General features: G+C 72.8%; 17 protein-coding genes. 3 read left to right on the forward strand and 14 right to left on the reverse strand.

The genetic code is table 11. The annotated features are described in order from the left end of the window. Positions 1-236 precede the first annotated feature (236 nt). The 6 genes from AB0912_RS07225 to AB0912_RS07250 form a co-directional block, all read right to left on the reverse strand. A complete protein-coding gene (locus AB0912_RS07225; RefSeq protein ID WP_366696962.1) occupies positions 237-515 on the reverse strand; it encodes a GlsB/YeaQ/YmgE family stress response membrane protein in 279 nt (92 codons plus the stop codon). A gap of 76 nt (positions 516-591) precedes the next feature. After that, positions 592-1,395 carry a YihY/virulence factor BrkB family protein gene (locus AB0912_RS07230; protein WP_366697039.1) on the reverse strand — a complete coding sequence of 268 codons (804 nt, stop codon included), beginning with the start codon at positions 1,393-1,395 and terminating at the stop codon, positions 592-594. Between the two features lie 109 nt (positions 1,396-1,504). Next, positions 1,505-2,086: a hypothetical protein gene (locus tag AB0912_RS07235; RefSeq protein ID WP_366696963.1), complete on the reverse strand. Its 582-nt coding sequence runs from the start codon at positions 2,084-2,086 to the stop codon at positions 1,505-1,507. Further along, on the reverse strand, positions 2,086-3,180 hold the full coding sequence (locus AB0912_RS07240) for a DUF6286 domain-containing Asp23/Gls24 family envelope stress response protein (RefSeq protein WP_366696964.1): 1,095 nt from the start codon (positions 3,178-3,180) through the stop codon (positions 2,086-2,088). The genes AB0912_RS07235 and AB0912_RS07240 overlap by 1 nt, the downstream gene beginning before the upstream one ends. Further along, positions 3,177-3,362: a hypothetical protein gene (locus AB0912_RS07245; protein WP_366696965.1), complete on the reverse strand. Its 186-nt coding sequence runs from the start codon at positions 3,360-3,362 to the stop codon at positions 3,177-3,179. Before AB0912_RS07245 ends, AB0912_RS07240 begins: the two co-directional genes overlap by 4 nt. Before the next feature lie 69 nt (positions 3,363-3,431). Beyond that, the gene (locus AB0912_RS07250; RefSeq protein WP_366696966.1) at positions 3,432-3,971 is read right to left on the reverse strand and encodes an Asp23/Gls24 family envelope stress response protein; all 540 of its coding nucleotides are present in this window, start codon (positions 3,969-3,971) and stop codon (positions 3,432-3,434) included. A 249-nt stretch (positions 3,972-4,220) separates the two neighbouring features. Between AB0912_RS07250 and AB0912_RS07255 the strand changes: the two genes are divergently transcribed. The 3 genes from AB0912_RS07255 to AB0912_RS07265 are packed head-to-tail and all read left to right on the forward strand — an operon-like array spanning position 4,221 to position 5,769. Next, entirely contained in the window at positions 4,221-4,802 is a 582-nt protein-coding gene (locus AB0912_RS07255) for a sigma-70 family RNA polymerase sigma factor (RefSeq protein ID WP_366696967.1), read from the forward strand. Continuing rightward, positions 4,799-5,434, forward strand: a complete 636-nt coding sequence (locus AB0912_RS07260) for an Asp23/Gls24 family envelope stress response protein (protein ID WP_366696968.1) — start codon at positions 4,799-4,801, stop codon at positions 5,432-5,434. Before AB0912_RS07255 ends, AB0912_RS07260 begins: the two co-directional genes overlap by 4 nt. Beyond that, positions 5,431-5,769 carry an Asp23/Gls24 family envelope stress response protein gene (locus tag AB0912_RS07265; RefSeq protein WP_366696969.1) on the forward strand — a complete coding sequence of 113 codons (339 nt, stop codon included), beginning with the start codon at positions 5,431-5,433 and terminating at the stop codon, positions 5,767-5,769. The genes AB0912_RS07260 and AB0912_RS07265 overlap by 4 nt, the downstream gene beginning before the upstream one ends. Positions 5,770-6,047: 278 nt before the next feature. Here AB0912_RS07265 and AB0912_RS07270 read toward each other — a convergent pair whose 3' ends face one another. From AB0912_RS07270 to AB0912_RS07305, 8 genes are all read right to left on the reverse strand, one after another. Then, on the reverse strand, positions 6,048-6,707 hold the full coding sequence (locus AB0912_RS07270; RefSeq protein ID WP_366696970.1) for a fasciclin domain-containing protein: 660 nt from the start codon (positions 6,705-6,707) through the stop codon (positions 6,048-6,050). Between the two features lie 488 nt (positions 6,708-7,195). Then, positions 7,196-7,651, reverse strand: coding sequence for an ATP-binding protein (locus tag AB0912_RS07275; RefSeq protein ID WP_366696971.1), 456 nt, complete (start codon positions 7,649-7,651; stop codon positions 7,196-7,198). Between the two features lie 80 nt (positions 7,652-7,731). Continuing rightward, the gene (locus AB0912_RS07280) at positions 7,732-8,103 is read right to left on the reverse strand and encodes an STAS domain-containing protein (RefSeq protein WP_366696972.1); all 372 of its coding nucleotides are present in this window, start codon (positions 8,101-8,103) and stop codon (positions 7,732-7,734) included. Positions 8,104-8,274: 171 nt separating this feature from the next. Next, positions 8,275-8,640, reverse strand: a complete 366-nt coding sequence (locus AB0912_RS07285; RefSeq protein WP_366696973.1) for a PRC-barrel domain-containing protein — start codon at positions 8,638-8,640, stop codon at positions 8,275-8,277. Positions 8,641-8,853: 213 nt separating this feature from the next. Next, positions 8,854-9,237, reverse strand: coding sequence for an STAS domain-containing protein (locus AB0912_RS07290; RefSeq protein WP_366696974.1), 384 nt, complete (start codon positions 9,235-9,237; stop codon positions 8,854-8,856). Next, positions 9,234-10,346 carry a cobalamin-dependent protein gene (locus tag AB0912_RS07295; protein ID WP_366696975.1) on the reverse strand — a complete coding sequence of 371 codons (1,113 nt, stop codon included), beginning with the start codon at positions 10,344-10,346 and terminating at the stop codon, positions 9,234-9,236. Before AB0912_RS07295 ends, AB0912_RS07290 begins: the two co-directional genes overlap by 4 nt. Continuing rightward, the gene (locus AB0912_RS07300; protein WP_366696976.1) at positions 10,343-11,905 is read right to left on the reverse strand and encodes a GAF domain-containing SpoIIE family protein phosphatase; all 1,563 of its coding nucleotides are present in this window, start codon (positions 11,903-11,905) and stop codon (positions 10,343-10,345) included. The genes AB0912_RS07295 and AB0912_RS07300 overlap by 4 nt, the downstream gene beginning before the upstream one ends. Positions 11,906-12,184: 279 nt before the next feature. Further along, the gene (locus AB0912_RS07305; RefSeq protein WP_203659033.1) at positions 12,185-12,361 is read right to left on the reverse strand and encodes a hypothetical protein; all 177 of its coding nucleotides are present in this window, start codon (positions 12,359-12,361) and stop codon (positions 12,185-12,187) included. Between the last annotated feature and the right edge of the window lie 98 nt (positions 12,362-12,459).

Below are 12,459 nucleotides of genomic sequence, written 5' to 3' on the forward strand. Positions count from 1 at the left end.
GCTCGGGCGGGCCGGGGCGGGTGTCCGGACGGGGCACACGGTGTCCGACGATCATCGCAGGTCATATGGCGGACGGGGAGGGCGCCTCGGCCGCCGGAGGCGCATGCTCCCAGGAATGCGCCAACCCTGCTTTCCGGAGCCGCCGTTGAAACGGAAACGGCTCGGGGCCGGCATCCGGAAGTTTCCGGTGCCGGCCCCGAGCCGTGAGTCATGACGCGTCGTGGGAGTGCGAACTCCTAGGCGTGCCGGTGCGAACGGCGGTTGCCGGTCAGCACGCGGTACAGAACCAGCAGGATCAGCGATCCGACGATGGCGGCGATCCACGTCGACAGGTCGAAGAACCCGTCAATCGAGTCCACGTTGAAGATGACCTTGCCGAGCCAGCCGCCCAGCAGGCCGCCGGCGATGCCGATCAGCATGGTGACGATGATGCCGCCCGGGTCCTTGCCCGGCAGGAGCAGCTTGGCGATGGCGCCGGCAAGCAACCCGATCAGAATCCACGCGATGATGCCCACAGTTCCTCCACCGTCCCTACAGAATTGATGTCCACAGTCCGTGTGCGCCGAATAGGCCTGGACAAACCTTCGGATCTCAAACTGTTGCGTTCTCCTGGCTCGTCGCGGCCTCGCTCAGCTCGGCGGCGAACTGGGCGCCGGCCAGGAGCGCGAGGTTGGACAGCCACAGCCAGACGAGGAAAACGACGGGGCCCGCGAGCGAGCCGTAGAGCCGGCTGTAGCTGCCGAACGTGGAGGCGTAGACGGCGAATCCGGCGGAGACGACCAGCCAGAGGAACGCGGCGAGGACGCCGCCGGGCAGGCTGTAGCGGCGGCGCCGGGCGACCCGGGGGCCCGTGTGGAAGACGACGACGACCAACAGGGCGACCAGGCACAGCAGCAGGGGCCAGCGGAGCAGGCCCCAGGCCACCGCCACCTGGCCGTCGATGCCGACGACACGCCCGATGGCCTCCGCCACGGGGCCGGTCAGCAGCAGCACGAGGGCGCTCACGACGAGCAGGCCGAGCAGTGCCAGCGCGGTCAGCACCAGCCGGTGCGCGGTGCGCCAGGCCGAGCGGCTGTCCGCCACCTCGTGCATCCGGTGCAGGGCGCGGCGGAACACCGCGAGATAGCTGGAGGCCGACCAGAGCGCGCTGGCCGCGCCCGCGACGAGCAGGGTCCAGGCCGCCGAGCGCTGCCGCAGCATCTCCCCCAGCGCCTGGTGCAGTTCGGCCCCGGACTGGGCGGGCGCGTAGGCGGTGACGTGGGCGATGAACTGCTCGGCGGTGTCGGGGCTGATCAGGCCGAAGGCGACGACCATGACGAGCATGGCCGGCAGCACCGCCAGGGTCGCGTAGTAGGTCAGGGCGGCGGCCCAGTCGGAGACGTCGTCGTTCCACATCGACACCGGGGTGCGCCGCAGGGCCGGCCACCACAGGGCGGGCAGCCTGCGGCGGGTGCCGCACAGCGCGGCGGGCCGCACCGTGTCGATCGCGCTGTTGGGTCCGGACTCAGCGGACATGCGCGGTCCGGTGCGAACGGCTGCTGATCCGTACGTGGGTGAGGACCCGGCACGGGGCGGCCGCGGCCCGTGCTTCCTCGACGAGCGCGGCCAGGGTCAAGAGAACTCCGTTCGGTGCGGTGTCCGGGGCGAGCCGGACGTGGGCGCGGACGTACAGCCGGCCGCGGCGGGCGCGGACGGCGACGCGGCTGTGGGCGACGCCGGGGACGGCGGAGGTGCGCCGGGTGAGCATGTCGGCGAGCGCCCGGGTGCGCAGGACGGCGCCCCGGGAGGTGAGGGTGAGGCGCGGACTGGTCCCGCCGCGCAGCCGGCTCGCCGCCCACAGGAGGCAGAGCAGCGCGGCGAGCACCGTCGCGGCGACAACGACGGGAATCCACCAGGTGTGGTCGCGCAGGCCGGCCACCTGGGAGGCGGAGACCCACACGGCGTCGGCGTCCGCCTTCGGCCACCACCCCGGCAGCCGGTCGGCCACGGACGGGCCGGCGGTCGCCGACCAGACGCCGGCCGCGAGCAGGGCGAGTCCCGCTACGGCCAGGACGGCACGGTTGACCGTGCCGGACGGCTGTTCCATCACGCCTCGCTTCCTGCGGGTCGGACGGGCTCGGCGCGGTCCGCCGGTGCCGCGTCCCGGGCCGCCTCAGCGATCCACGGCGCGGCAGGGAACTGCTCCGCGGATCTGGGCCCCACGGGCGACGCGGGCTCGGGCGCTCGGTACTCATCGGGTACGGCTTCGCCCGTCCGGAACTCCGGCGGCGCACCTACCGGTCTGCCGGGTTCCGTGCCCGGGGGCTGCCAGGCCGGTGTGGGCCGTACGGAGACGCGCAGGCGCGGAGCCCGGCGCAACACGCAGTCGTCCAGGGCCCGGTGGGCGGCGGCGACCACGGCCTGGGCCGCGCCGTCCCGTTCGCCGAAGGCCAGGGCTGCCCGGACGCGGGCGCGTCGGCGGCCGACGCGTACCCGGACCTGGTCGATACCGGGGACGTCCGCGACCGCCTCGCGGATCACCGACGCGACCGCCGTGCGGTCCACGGCCGCGTTCAGGCCCGGTGTGGCCGCGCTCAACAGGCCGCGCCGGCCCGGCGTCAGGGCGAGCGCGCAGAGCCACAGACCGGCGACCGCGAGAACGAGCCCGAAGAGGACCGGAAGGTCCGCAGGCCCCCGGCGCTCCAGTGTGTCCAGCAGGTCGGTCCGCCAGGCGGCGGCCTGCTGTCCGGCGAGGTGGACCCGCAGTACGTCGACGGCCACCGCGCCGCAGGCGAGGGCCGCGACGAGGGCGAGGCACACGGCCGGAACGCGCCGCGCCGACCACGGGCGCCGTGGCGCCGGGCCGGTCAGCGCGGGCTTCACCAGCGTCGGCGCGGACGGCCGCGCCGGGCCGGCGAGCCCGGTCACGGTGACCCGCGCGGGCCCGAGCTGGAGTCCGGTGAGCCGGCCCGTCCGGTCCGTGACATGCCGCTGCACGCGCTCGGCGGTCGCGGCGAGCGGCGCCGGGTAGGGCAGGGTGACGCCGAGGGAGACCGCGGCCCGCCGGCCGCGCACGGCCGCCGAACCCCGGGCCGTCGGACGTACGTGATCGGGGAGGGCCTCGGAGGCCGCGCGCTCGGCGATCTTGCGCACGGCCTTCTCCGAGACGGTGGTGGTACCGCGCACCGCCGGTGCCGTCATCGGTTCCTCCGCTCGAAGAGGACCCGCAGGTCCTCACGACGGGCTCCGCCCTCCAGGTAGCGGCCCACGGCGTATCCGACGGCGCCGAGAGCCGCCACCAGCAGGAACGCGCCGAATCCGCCGAAGTAGCCGGCGAACGCCAGGGCCATGCCCGCGAACATGCCGACGATTGCTCTGCTCATTCCTCACCTCTCACCGCCGGCCGGGCCGGCGCTTTCGACCCGGGTCCGGACAGGGGCCGATCGGGGCTCTCATTCCACGCGCGAGTCCCCGTACGCCTCCTCGCCCTCTTCCTCGGGAAGATGTACGTCGTTGACCGTGACGTTCACCTCCACGACCTCCAGTCCGGTGATGCGCTCCACCGCGGAGACCACGTTCTCCCGGACGTCACGCGCGACGTCCGTGATGGGCACCCCGTACTCGACCACCAGGTCGAGGTCGATCGCGGTCTGGCGCTCGCCGACCTCGACCTTGACTCCGCGTCCCACGTTCGGACGGCCGCCGGGTACGCGGTCGCGCACCGCGCCGATCGTGCGGGACAGGCCGCCGCCCATGTCGTACACACCCGGGATCTCGCGCGCCGCGATACCGGCGATCTTCACGACGACGACGTCGGCGATGGACGTCTTGCCCCGGCTGTCGGCCGGTGCGCCCGCGCCGGACAGACCGCCGCTCAGCGTGGTCGATCCGGTGACACCGGCGGGGCCGGTCAGCCGCCCGGACGGGGCGGACTCGGGACGGGAGGAGTCGGCCTCGCGGCGGGCCTCCGGTGCCGTCTGCTGGGTAGTCATGACGATCTCCCACTTCAGTCGCTGTGTGTCTTCGGTCGCTGTGTCTTCGGTCGCTGTGGACCGCCTTCACCACGAGAGACCCGCCGCGGGCCGTTCTGTTACGCCGCCGGCGCGCGTTCTTTTTCCGGAGTGCGTCCGGGCTCGGCGGAAAGGAGGAGGGTGCGGGCGCATCCACGGGCGCATCGGGTGCGTAACAGACAACCGCGCAGGTGTGTCCAACCCGCAGAGGCAAGCGAGAGGAGCCACCGAGTGCCGGGGGCCCAGACACAGATCACCGAGCCGGCGGACGTCGCGACCGAGGACGCGCTGCTGGCCGCCCGGGCGGCCGAGGGCGACGAGGAAGCCTTCGAGGCGCTCGTACGCCGGCATGCCCCGCGCCTGGTGGGGCTGGCCGCGCGGCTGCTCGGCAGCCGTTCGGAGGCCGAGGACGCCGTGCAGGACGCCTTCGTGAGCGCGTGGCGCAAGCTGCCCGAGTTCCAGGGCAGGTCCTCGTTCGGCACCTGGATATACCGGATCGTCACCCATCGCTGTCTCAACGTGCTGCGGGCCAGGCGGCCGGAGAGCGGCCTCGACACGGTCGCGGAGGTCGCGGCCCCGGAGCACGTCGCCTCGCCCGCCCGGCTGGCGGAGTCCCGGGCGGCGCTCGACGCGCTGCAGACCGCGCTCGCCGACCTCTCCGCGGAACAGCGGACCTGCTGGGTGCTGCGCGAACTGGACGGCCGCTCCTACGAGTTCATCGCGGACACCGTCGGAATCAGCCAGCAGGCGGTCCGCGCCCGCGTCTTCCGCGCACGACACCGACTGACACAAGCGATGGGGGCTTGGCGATGACCCACCACTCCGGTCCGCCGGACCGCCGGCTCGTTCCCGACGAGGACGACGAACTGCTGCCGTGCGGCCGCCCGCTCTCCGAGGTCTGGGAGATCGCGGAGGACCCCGGCCGTTCTGACGCCCATGGGGAGCAGTGCCCGCACTGCGGTCGTGCGCTCGGCGAATGGACCCGGCTGGAGTCCCTCGTCGGCAGCCTGCGCGAGGAGACGGACGCCGTCGCCTCGTACGACGTCACTCCCCTGACGCGCCGGGTGATGGAGGTGGTCAGGGTCGAACTGCGGCCGGGCAGACCGCTTCCGCTCGGCGAGCCTGCCGAGGATCTGTGGATCATGGAGGCGGTGGCGGCCCGGGCGCTGCGCACCGCCGGGGAGACGGTCGCCGGGGTCCGGGCGGGCTCGTGCCGGATCGTCCCGCGCGAGCCGTCCGTGTCGGGCGGTGTCGCCGGGCTGGACGTGCGGCTGGACATCGTCGCGCCCCCCGGCGCCGCGCTGGACCACCTCGCCGAACAGGTGCGGGACCAGGTGCTCGACACGGCGCGCGTCCGGCTGGGGATGGACGTGACGGCCGTGGACATCCGTATCACCGATCTGCTCGGCCCCGTGGCCGACTTCGAGGAAGGCCGGGACCGATGACGCGGTACGCCGCGCACGACACGCTGACGGAGGCGCTGGCCCGCACGGTGCTCGACGTGCCGGGGGTCGCGTTCCTGAAGCCGGGCCTCACCGACCTGCTGCGCTCGCGCACGGGCGCGGAGCCCGCGCGGCCCGGCGCGCGTACGGCGGGGATCCGGGTGACGCGCCGCGAGGAGTCGGAGCCGTGGGAGGTGGACGTGCGGATCGTGGCGCGCAAGGAGCGCCGCAGCGTGGACGTGGCCCGCGCCACCCGCCAGGCCGTGGAGGAGTCGCTGGCGGTCCTGCTCCCGGACGGCAAGGCGTCGGTACGGGTGACGGTGACGGGGCTGGTGTAGCAACTCGGCCCGACCCACCGTCACCCTCACGGCCACCGGGGCCGGGTAACGCCTCCGGCCACCGTCACCGGTCTCGGGGGAGCGTGCCGGCGCTCAGCACCGGGCACGGCGCCCAGCCGGGCTACCGGCATGGAGGCGGGGAGTGACCGGGACGGACGCGTGTCCCGGTCACTCCCCTTTTCCTGCCCGCCGCAGGAAGTCTTTGCCCGCCACCGGAAGGTCCTGGAAGGTCCTCGCGGCCCCGTGGCCGTCTCCCGCGGGGCCGCCGCGACGCCGTGTCAGCTCTTGGGCATCAGGACGGTGTCGATGATGTAGACGTTGGCGTTGGCGGTCTTCACATTGCCGCACACCACCTTGGCGGAGTCGTTCACGGTGTACGACTCCCCCGAACCGCTGGTCGTCAGCTTGCTCTTCTCCAGCGTGTCGTACGAACCCTTCTCCAGGTCCTTCGGAGTCAGCTTCTGGCCCACGACGTGGTAGGTCAGGATCTTCGTGAGCTGTGCCTTGTCGGCGAGAACCTTGTCGAGGGTCGCCTTCGGAATCTTCGCGAACGCGTCGTTCGTCGGCGCGAACACGGTGATGTTCTCCGCGTTGTTCAGCGTGTCCACGAGGCCGGCCTTCTTCACGGCCGTCACCAGGGTCGACAGCGCCGGGTTGTTCGACGCGGCGGTCGCCACCGGGTCCTTGGCCATGCCGTCGAAGGAGCCCGCGCCGTCCTTGGGGACCGAGGCGCAGCCCGGGCCGAACGGTTCGTCGGAGCTGCCCGCCATGCCCGACGAACCGGTGGAGGCGTCGTCCGAGGCCGGCGCGGAGGCCGAGGCCTTCGCCGAACTCGACGCGTCGCTGTCCTTGCTGTCGCTGGAACACGCCGTCAGGGCGATCGGCAGTACAGCGGCAGTGGCGAAGGCGACCGCGACGTGACGGATACGCATGCTCATGAGGTTCTCCTGTCGGAACGAAGCGGCATTCGCGGCGCAGGCCGGCAAATGCCGTGGTTTTCGAGCGGGAATTCCGTGGAGAACGAAAGGGCGGGCCCGTTCGGGGCACCTGCCGTACGCCCGGGGGCGGTTGTCGAACTCCTCGTTTTCCGGCTCACACGGGGAATCCGGCGCCGGGGCGGGCACGGATTGGTCGGAGTTCGGGGATTCCCCGGTTCGGGGGAAATTCGCCGCGGGACCAATCCGGAACGCCGGCAGCTTCGGAGAAGGCCCCGGCACCCGCCGTTCGCTCCGGCCGACAGGTCCGCCCGCCCGTTCGGATCGGGCGTCCGACCGGCCGTTCCGATCGACCACTGCCAGTGGCCGTTCCAATCCGCCCGCCCCGACGCCCCGCTGACGGACCGCCGGACGAGGGCGGCCGGACGAGGGCGGCCGGACACGCCGAAGCCGCGGCACGGGGGCCGCGGCTCCAGGAAAGGGGGGTCGATTCAGCCCAGCGGTACGAACACCCGGATCGACTTCCCGCCGTCCGGCGACGGTTCGATGGTGATGTCCCGGGAGAGGCGGATGATCAGCGGCCATCCGTACCCGTTCGCCTGCCGGTGCCGGGGGACCTCCCCGGTGCCGTAGGCGTGGATCGGGACGACGTCGCTGTGGTCGCGCACCTCCAGGCGTACGCCGCCGTCGGCCGGGACGGCCGCGAAGCCGGCGAGCCCGTCGCCGTGCCGGATGGCGTTGGTGACCAGTTCGGAGACGACGAGAAGCAGGTCGATGACCGCTTCCTGGCGCACCCCGCCGGCCTGGAAGGCCGGGTGGTGGCGCACCAGCGCCTGGACGTGACGGCGCGCGGTCGCGGCGCTCGTGACGGCGAGTTCGGCCGTGAGGGGACGGGCCGTCGGCGCGGTGAGCGAGGTGAGCCGCGGGGTTTCGTCCTGGTTCGTCATGCCGGTTTCCCTCAGGTCCGATTCCCGCGTACCGCCCGCTCCGGCGCTCGGGCCGGTCGCGGCAGGGAGGTTGGCCCGGTTCATCGCTCGGTCGCCGTGACCGGGAGTTCCAGCGCTTCCTGGACACTGTCGGCGAGGACGAAGAAGCCCTCGGTCCCTGTCACGTCGAACAGCCTCCGAACGATGTCACTGAACGGTCCGCACACCACCATGGGCGTGCCGCAAGCCCGGTGGGCGCGCTGCGCTTCGAGGAGGACGTGCAGGATGGACGAGTCCGCGAAGGCCGTCCCCGACAGGTCCACCACCGTACGGGACGAGCCCACCCGCTCCGCGAGGTCCAGCGCTTCTTCCAGCCTGCTCGCGGTCTCGTAGTCGATGTCGCCGCCCACGCGCACGACGAAGGCGTCCTGGGCCGCCCCGTGCGTCACGGTGGCCTCCAACCCTTCGGACATCTGAACACTCTTTCCCGTCTGTTCGTGCGAGGGCACCCTCCCGGCCGGACGTCACGGTCCGCGGGTGTCCCCCGTGCGTTTCGGCACGGAAGCCGCTCGCGGATGCGCGGCGGCGGACCATCGTGTTGCCGCCCGCGGGCGACGCCCGGCGACGGCTCAGGCGGGGACGGCTCACGCGGGCTGCCGCGGCGGCAGGCTTTGGTAGTAGGTCCCGACACTGGTGAGGTAGGCCGGGTCGAGGGTCTCACGGTCGGTCTTGAACACGGGCGCGGACTTGATCTCGTCGCGGGTGCACGCCACGGTGATCTTCTGGGCGTCGGTGTCGATGCCGTTGACGACGCCCACCGGGACCAGCACGCTCTTCCCGAACACCCAGACGCCGGTGTCGACGACGAGGTGCCGCATCCCGGAGTCGTCCGCCTGCCGGTCCACGTGCCCTATGGTCCCGTCGGTGGCCTCGACGCTGTAGCCGGCCAGTTCGTGGACCTCGGGGTGGTTGAACTCCGGTGCGTAGGACCAGATTCTGTCGACGGTCATGTCGTCCTCCTTCAGCTCGCGGTCCGCCCCGCCGTCGGCACCCTCGTGTGGTGTGCGCGGCGGAGCGCGGGCCGGGAGGCGGTGATCCGCCTCCGTGCCGCCCTCAGGGCTGCAAATACCCTGGTATCCGGTCCGCATTCGATGGAATCCCGCCCCGCGCCGGAGCTGTCGCCGTCGCATGCGCGCGGGCCCCGATCCTGGCCTGACGGCCCGTCAGCCGGTGCCGGGGCGCTGCTCCGCGCCGGTCGGGTGGCAGGGCGCGGTGAGGTGGTCGAGGGTCCCGGTGATCTCCAGCAGCCGTTCGAGGTGCGGCGGGCGCTCGTCCAGGTGCAGGCTCATGCCGGCCGCGTCGGTGTGCCGCCGGATCATCAACAGGGCGGACAGGCCCATGGAGTCGATGCCGTGCAGTGCGGTGAAGTCGATGCGCAGGGCGCTGGGCCGTCTCTCGGCGGTGCGCCGGACGGTGAGGTTCTGGTCGACGGTCCTCATCAGCTCGTCGCAGGTCTCGTAGTCGAGATCGCCCGCGACGCGGATCACCAGGTCGGTGGTCTCGGCCTCGACGGTGAGCGAGAAGGACGGGGGGTGCGAAGTCGTCATGCGGGCTTTCCGGGGCCGGGGATCGTGATGGCTGGCGTTCTCCGGGTGCGGAGCGCCTCTCGCGCGTGTGCCAGGGTGCGGCGGGCGCGCGGGAAATCCTTGAGCTGGACGGCCAGCAGGTCGAGGGCGGGGTCGAGGCTGCGGGCGGGGACCTGGCGTGCGGCGAGGATGCCGGCGGTCCACAGGATGAACCCGGAGAACAGTTCCGCGTCGTCGACGTACAGGGAGGTGCCCAGGAACTCCACGACATGGGCGAGGTCTTCGGCGGTGCGCCGGCGTTGCTCCTCGGTGTATCCCCGCATCGGAGGGAAGCGGTCCTCCAGTGCCGTCAGGGTGGTCCTGACGAGCCGGTGCGCCGTCTGGACGACGATCGTGTACTCCTGGTCGGCCAGGTGCGGCAGGTCGTCCACGGCCTGGTGCGCGGCCATCGGATCGGGCCGGTCGAGGCCGCCGGCGAGGACGGACGCGGCCTTCCGCGCGTCGGGCGCCCAGGCGTCGGCGCCGAGGGCCCGGGCGTAGCGGCCGTCGGGGCCGAAGGCGGCGCCGCCCGCGATGACGGGCACGCCGGCGGCCTGGCAGGCCGTGATGGCGGTGTGGGCGGCGGGCAGATGGGTGGGCAGCGACGAGGAGAGGGCCACCGCGTCCGGGCCGGTCTGGTGCAGGTGGGCGATGAGGTGCGGGGTGGGCACGTGGGCGCCGAGGAAGTCGACGCGCCAGCCGCGCAGCCGCAGGGTCTCCGCGAGCAGCCGGGCGGGCAGCGCGTGCCACTCGCCGTCCACGCAGGCGACCGCGATACGGCCGCTCCGGGCGGCGTCCGGGCGAGGGCGGGTGTGGTGGGCGAGCACGGCGATCACCCGGTCGTGGATGGCGGTCGCGGTGTGTTCCTGAGCGACGGTGAGACGGTTGGCCGCCCATTCCACGCCGACCCTCTCCTGCACGGGGGCGATCAGGTCGAGCAGGACGGTCTCGGCATCGCCGGTCGCCGCCACCGCGTCGAGGACGACGGCGGTGGCGCGGGGCTCGTCGCCGGTGTGGACGGCCGACCAGAGGTGTTCCCTGGCCGGGCCGAGCGCCACGCCCTCGGCGTTCCGGGTGGTGGAACCGGTCATGCGGTGTACCTGCCCCGGGTGTGGCCGTCGACCGCGCTCAGGTGGGCGTGGTGGGGGGCGGTGACGGCGACGGTGGCCATGTCGTCGTGGAGTCCGCGTCCGACCCACTGCGCGGCGAGCATCTGGACGTGCTCGACCACGGCCTCGGCGGGCATGCCGGCGCACTGGGTGAGCGCGGCCTCCAGCCGCTGGACGCCGAAGAGTTCGTCGCCCAGCGGTCCGCCCCTGGCCTCGGTGATGCCGTCCGTGAAGAACAGGCAGGTCTCGCCGGGGGCGAGTTCGATGTGCGCGGTCGTGGAGCTGATCTCCCAGAACGCGCCGACGAGGGTGCCCCGGGTCCTGGCCTGTTCGACCCGGCCGTCGGCGCGCACGATGAGCGGCGGCGGGTGGCCCGCGCTGGTGACACGCAGGTGGACCATTCCGGCCCGGCGGACGACGGAGGCCATGGCGAGGGTGACAAAGCGGGTGTGGTGGGAGTTCATCAACGCGCCGTTGAGCAGGCCGAGAAGGCGTTGGTGGTCCGAGGCGAGCGGCAGGAGCGCCTGCACGGTGTTGCGGATCTTGCCGGTCAGCACGGCGGCTTCGAGGCCCTTGCCGCATACGTCGCCGAGGACGACGAGGGATTCCTGCCCCTCGTCGGTGCCGGGGTGGACGTCGTAGAAGTCGCCGCCGACCCGCTCGGTCTGGCCGGCGGGACGGTATTTCCCGGCGAACTCGATGCCGTGCACGCTGTGCAGCTGGGGCGGCAGCAGTTCGCGCATGAGGGTGGTGGTGATGGCGGCCTGCTCGGCGTACATACGGGCCGCCGACATGGCGGCGCCGGCTCGCGAGGCGAAGAGGCGGGCGAAGATCTCCTCGCTCTCCGTGAACGCGGCGTGGTGGCTGGAGCGCAGCAGGATCAGCGCGCCGGCCGGTACGCCGTGGCCGGGCAGCGGGGTCACGACGGCGGAGCCGACGGGTTCCGTGAAGTCGTCGGGCACGATCCAGGCGGGAACGCTCGCCGGGTCGATCCAGCGGGAGGGCACGGGCGGGAATCCGCGCAGGGCGTCCCCGAGGCCGGGCAGTTGGCCGACGTCCTCCATGACCGTGCGGTGCACCAGCGTGCCGTCGGGTCCGCAGAAGGTCAGGGGGACCTTGCGGCCGCGCGGCGGGGCGACGATCACGGCGGCGTCGGCGAGGTGTTCCGCCGCCAGCCGGGCCGTGACCTCCATGCACCGCTCGACGTTCAGCGAGGACAGCAGGGCGCTGGAGGCGCCGGCCAGGAAGGCGGTGCGTTGGCGTTCGCTCTTGAGGGCGTCCTCGGCGAGGCGCCGGTCGGTGTCGTCGACCAGCCACCACATGACGTCACCGTCGTCGGTGCAGGTGGGATGCGCCTCGAACGTGCGGTCCCCGACCGGGCCGTCGGCGGGCGGCGCGGGTCCGCTTCGGCGTGGGCCGGGGACGGACGCCCGCAGCCGGGTGTGCGCTTCGGCCAGCCATTCGGGGACCACGTCCCGCAGGGGCGCGCCGGTGACGGCGCCGGGGAAGAGGGCGGCCGCCGCGGTGTTCAGGTCGATCACTGCGCCGGATGGGTCCGCGACCACGACGGGGTAGGGGGCGGATCCCCACGTGGCGCCGAGGCCGACGCCGCGCGGGCTGGCAGGAGGCTGCTGGGAAGTGTCCACAAGCAAGGGCCCGCGTCACGCGGGCCCACCACCTTTCCGGACGACAGATTGTTTCCGTCCGGCAACCATCTCGCGGTGAGCGGCTTCGTTGCAAGTCGCTTCACGGAAGTCACACGAAGGGGGGCCGCCGGCCGGGGCCTGTCGCGTTCGGCGTCGGCCGGCCCCGCCCCGCGGTCACCGGCGGCGGCTGCGCGTCGCCCAGCCGCTGCCCACGCCGGCCACGTGCAGGGCGAGGAGGGCGAGACCGATCAGCATGACGTTGGTCGAGGTGAACACGTCGTTCGTCGATATGTCCGCCGCGTTGATGAGGAACGAGATGAAGAACAGGACAGCGGCGACGATGCCGAGCATGAGGTCTCCTTGTGTCGAAGTGGTGGAGGTGGTGGAGACCGGATGCCCACGGAAGGCGACTCGACACTCTGCCGGGTGACCAATCCGCTGCATCCGTC

The sequence above is a fragment of the Streptomyces sp. NPDC007084 genome, from assembly GCF_040703595.1.
Classification (GTDB): domain Bacteria; phylum Actinomycetota; class Actinomycetes; order Streptomycetales; family Streptomycetaceae; genus Streptomyces.

Bases quoted from the DNA above. Each gene is read 5' to 3' on its own strand.
- AB0912_RS07240 (WP_366696964.1), bottom strand. From the start codon at position 3,180: ATGACGGCACCGGCGGTGCGCGGTACCACCACCGTCTCGGAGAAGGCC.
- AB0912_RS07305 (WP_203659033.1), bottom strand. From the start codon at position 12,361: ATGCTCGGCATCGTCGCCGCTGTCCTGTTCTTCATCTCGTTCCTCATC.
- AB0912_RS07260 (WP_366696968.1), top strand. From the start codon at position 4,799: ATGACCCACCACTCCGGTCCGCCGGACCGCCGGCTCGTTCCCGACGAG.
- AB0912_RS07270 (WP_366696970.1), bottom strand. From the start codon at position 6,707: ATGAGCATGCGTATCCGTCACGTCGCGGTCGCCTTCGCCACTGCCGCT.
- AB0912_RS07290 (WP_366696974.1), bottom strand. From the start codon at position 9,237: ATGACGACTTCGCACCCCCCGTCCTTCTCGCTCACCGTCGAGGCCGAG.
- AB0912_RS07280 (WP_366696972.1), bottom strand. From the start codon at position 8,103: ATGTCCGAAGGGTTGGAGGCCACCGTGACGCACGGGGCGGCCCAGGAC.
- AB0912_RS07285 (WP_366696973.1), bottom strand. From the start codon at position 8,640: ATGACCGTCGACAGAATCTGGTCCTACGCACCGGAGTTCAACCACCCC.
- AB0912_RS07230 (WP_366697039.1), bottom strand. From the start codon at position 1,395: ATGTGGAACGACGACGTCTCCGACTGGGCCGCCGCCCTGACCTACTAC.
- AB0912_RS07245 (WP_366696965.1), bottom strand. From the start codon at position 3,362: ATGAGCAGAGCAATCGTCGGCATGTTCGCGGGCATGGCCCTGGCGTTC.
- AB0912_RS07275 (WP_366696971.1), bottom strand. From the start codon at position 7,651: ATGACGAACCAGGACGAAACCCCGCGGCTCACCTCGCTCACCGCGCCG.
- AB0912_RS07295 (WP_366696975.1), bottom strand. From the start codon at position 10,346: ATGACCGGTTCCACCACCCGGAACGCCGAGGGCGTGGCGCTCGGCCCG.
- AB0912_RS07250 (WP_366696966.1), bottom strand. From the start codon at position 3,971: ATGACTACCCAGCAGACGGCACCGGAGGCCCGCCGCGAGGCCGACTCC.
- AB0912_RS07235 (WP_366696963.1), bottom strand. From the start codon at position 2,086: ATGGAACAGCCGTCCGGCACGGTCAACCGTGCCGTCCTGGCCGTAGCG.
- AB0912_RS07265 (WP_366696969.1), top strand. From the start codon at position 5,431: ATGACGCGGTACGCCGCGCACGACACGCTGACGGAGGCGCTGGCCCGC.